At 63.9% G+C, this 3,588-nt stretch carries 3 protein-coding genes and 1 pseudogene; all 4 read left to right on the top strand.

Features of this window, described 5'->3' with window-relative positions; genetic code table 11:
• The coding region (locus tag EN750_RS23895) for a sugar ABC transporter ATP-binding protein (protein ID WP_145967865.1) at window positions 1–1,107 on the top strand (1,107 nt) is incomplete at its 5' end.
• Complete coding sequence (locus tag EN750_RS23890; protein ID WP_127397838.1) at window positions 1,100–2,164, top strand: ABC transporter permease; 1,065 nt, start codon at window positions 1,100–1,102, stop codon at window positions 2,162–2,164. The genes EN750_RS23895 and EN750_RS23890, both read left to right, overlap by 8 nt.
• A gap of 2 nt (window positions 2,165–2,166) precedes the next feature.
• Window positions 2,167–3,201, top strand: coding sequence for a Gfo/Idh/MocA family oxidoreductase (locus EN750_RS23885; protein WP_127397837.1), 1,035 nt, complete (start codon window positions 2,167–2,169; stop codon window positions 3,199–3,201).
• Window positions 3,198–3,588, top strand: a pseudogene (locus EN750_RS23880) (hypothetical protein); the annotation flags it as partial. The gene EN750_RS23885 and the pseudogene EN750_RS23880, both read left to right, overlap by 4 nt.

The raw sequence follows: 3,588 nt of genomic DNA, 5'->3' as shown, positions 1-3,588 counted from the left end.
GGTCAGCAGCAGCTGGTCGAGATCGCCAAGGCGGTCTCGCTCGACGCGCGCATCCTGATCATGGACGAGCCGACCTCGGCGCTGAGCGCTGCGGAAGTCGAGATCCTGTTCAAGGTGATCGCCGACCTCAAGGCACGCGGCGTGGCGATCGTTTATATCTCGCACCGGCTCGAAGAGCTGATCCGCATCGGCGACTACATCACCGTGCTGCGTGACGGCCGCATCACCGGCCAGGAAGAGATGAAGAACGTCGACACGCAATGGATCGTTCGCCAGATGATCGGCTCCGACGCCAAGGACTTCGCCAAGGCCGACGGCCATCTTCCGGGAGAAGAGATTTTTCGTGCCGAGGAGATCTGCCTGCCCCGCGCCACCGGCGGACTTGCCGTCGACCATGTCTCACTGTCGCTGCGTGCCGGCGAGATCCTCGGCATTTACGGCCTGATGGGCGCCGGGCGCAGCGAGCTGTTCGACTGCATCATGGGCCGTCACGGCCATTCGACGGGCGAGATCTTCATTGGCGGTATAAAGGTCAAGGAGCGCGATACGACGCGGCGCATCCGGCGTGGCCTGGCATTGATCCCCGAAGACCGTCAGCGCGAAGGGCTGGTCTCGATCCTCTCGGTCGCCAGCAATTTGACGCTGGCCAGCCTGTTGCGATTTGCCCGCCTGTTTCATATCCGTGGCGCCGACGAAAGGCAGGCGGTGACGCAGATGGTGCGGGAGCTGGCGATCAAGGTCGCCGACCCGGCGCAGGAGGTGTCGTCGCTGTCGGGTGGCAACCAGCAGAAAGTGGTGATCGGCAAGGCGCTGCTCACCGAACCCAAGGTGCTGCTGATGGACGAGCCCAGCCGAGGCATCGATGTCGGCGCCAAGGCCGACGTCTTCCGCACCATGCGCAAACTGTCCCGCGACGGTTTGGGGATTTTGTTCGCGACCTCGGATCTCGACGAGGTCATGGCGCTGTCCGACCGCATCGCGGTGATGAGCAACGGAAAACTGACCGGCATGTTCGACCGCGCCGAAGCGACGGAGGCGGCACTCGTGGCTGCATCCGCGCTTGGCCACGGACCGGCCCCACGCACGGAGAGCACCGCCCATGACTGACATCCCAGCCAAGGCGGCCGCTCCCTCCACTTCCAGCGGCTCGGTGCTGCTGACCGTGATGAAGCTTCGGACGTTCATCGCGCTGATCGCCGTGCTGATCTTCTTCTCGCTCGCGGCGCCGAATTTCCTGTCGACCGCCAATCTGATCCTGATGTCGAAGCACGTGGCGCTGAACGCATTCCTGGCGATGGGCATGACCTTCGTCATCATCACTGGCGGCATCGACCTTTCGGTCGGCTCGATCGTCGGCCTGTGCGGTATGGTGGCCGGCTATCTCGTGCTCAACGGCATCGACCTGCAGATCGGCTACACCATCTATTTCAACGTCTTCGAGATCGCGCTGATCACACTGGCCGTCGGCATATTGATCGGCGCCGTCAACGGATTGCTGATCACCAGGCTGAACGTTGCACCGTTCATCGCCACGCTCGGCGTGCTCTATGTCGCGCGCGGGCTGGCGCTGCTGTCGTCGGACGGCCGCACCTTCCCCAACCTCGTCGGCAAGCCGGAACTGGGAACCACCGGCTTCGGTTTCCTCGGCGCCGGCCGGCTGCTCGGCCTGCCGGTGGCGATCTGGATCCTGATCGTCGTTGCGCTGGGAGCCGCCTATCTCGCCAAATACACGCCACTCGGCCGCCACATCTTCGCGGTCGGCGGCAATGAACGGGCGTCGCGGATTTCGGGCGTCCGTGTCAACATGGTGAAGATGTTCGTCTATATGTTCTCCGGTTTCTGCGCCGCGATCGTCGGCCTGATCATCTCGTCCGAGCTGATGGCTTCGCATCCGGCGACAGGCGAAAGTTTCGAGCTCAACGCCATTGCGGCGGCGGTGCTTGGCGGTACCTCGATGTCGGGCGGGCGCGGCACGATCGGCGGCACCATCGTCGGCGCCTTCGTCATCGGCATTCTTTCGGACGGGTTGGTGATGATGGGCGTGAGTTCGTTTTGGCAGATGGTGATCAAGGGTCTCGTCATCATCGTCGCCGTTGTCGTCGACCAGGCACAACGCCGGCTTCAACAGCGCGTCACCTTGATGCAGATGGCGAAGGCGGGTTGAGCATGGCGGAGTTGCGTGGAGCGCTGATCGGCTGCGGCTTCTTTGCCGTCAACCAGATGCACGCCTGGCGCGGCATTGCGGGCGCCTCGATCGTCGCCATCTGCGACCGTGATCCGGAACGGCTCAAGATCGTCGGCGACCAATTCGGCATTGCGAAGCGCTATACCGATGCGGCGGAACTTTTTGCCGGCGAAAGCCTCGACTTCGTCGATATCGCCACCACCGCGCCCAGCCATCGTCCGCTTGTCGAAATGGCGGCCGCTCATCGCGTTCCGGTGATCTGCCAAAAGCCATTCGCGCCGACGCTGGCCGACGCCAAGGCCATGGTCCGGGCATGCGCACAAGCAGGCGTGCCGCTGATGGTGCATGAGAATTTTCGCTGGCAGTCGCCGATCCAGGCGGTGCGCGCCGTGCTCGACAGCGGCGAGATCGGCACGTCTTTCTTCGGGCGCATCTCCTTCCGCTCCGCCTATGACGTGTTTTCCGGCCAACCCTATCTGGCGACGGGAAAGCGTTTCATCATCGAGGACCTCGGCATCCATGTCCTCGACATCGCCCGTTTCCTGCTCGGCGACGTCTCGACCATCACGACGCGAACCGCCCGCATCAATCCTAGTATCGCGGGCGAGGATGTGGCGACCATGCTGATGGACCACAAGAGCGGCGCGACCTCCGTGGTCGACTGCAGCTACGCGACGAAGCTTGCGACCGAGCCGTTTCCCGAGACGCTGATCGAGATCGACGGCAGCGACGGAACGATCCGGCTGGCGCAGGAATACCGGCTCACCGTCACCGGCAGGAACGGCACGGTCGTCACCGACGTCTCGCCGCCGCTGCTGCCATGGGCGTCGCGTCCCTGGCACAACATCCAGGAAAGCGTTGTCGCCATCCAGCAGCACTGGGTAGACTGCCTGGCAAAGGGGATCGAACCGGCGACCTCGGGAGCGGACAATCTCGAGACGTTCGCGCTGGTCGAGGCGGCTTACGCCGGTGCCGCGAGCCGGCAACCGGTGCAACTCGACGCCTTGCTGAAATGACCGACGACGCCTTCCTGCTCTACGGCACGCGTACGGTCGAAGCCGAGCCGGTCAGGCTGCGCGCGGGCGCGCTTAGCGCCGACTTCGTCAACGGCAACCTGCGCACCATCCGCCATGGCGGCACCGAAGTGCTGCGCGCCGTCGCCTATATCGTGCGTGACCGCGACTGGGGCACCTATGAGCCAAATTTGATGGACCTGATCATCGACCAGGCTGCCGACGCTTTTTCGGTCAGCTATTCGGCAAGCTGCCTGGCCCCAGATGGAACCCGGCTCGGCTTCCGCGCCACCATCAAAGGCTCCGCCGATGGCCGTCTGGTCTTCGAGGTCAGCGCCCTTCCCGAGAGCGATTTCGAAACCAACCGCTGCGGCTTCTGCATCCTTCACC

Origin of the sequence: Mesorhizobium sp. M7A.F.Ca.ET.027.03.2.1 (assembly GCF_003999175.1) — a bacterium.
Lineage (GTDB): Bacteria > Pseudomonadota > Alphaproteobacteria > Rhizobiales > Rhizobiaceae > Mesorhizobium.
Note: the sequence above shows the minus strand (reverse complement) of the source record. Positions and strands in the feature narration are given on the sequence as shown.

Bases quoted from the DNA above. Each gene is read 5' to 3' on its own strand.
- EN750_RS23890 (WP_127397838.1), top strand. From the start codon at position 1,100: ATGACTGACATCCCAGCCAAGGCGGCCGCTCCCTCCACTTCCAGCGGC.
- EN750_RS23885 (WP_127397837.1), top strand. From the start codon at position 2,167: ATGGCGGAGTTGCGTGGAGCGCTGATCGGCTGCGGCTTCTTTGCCGTC.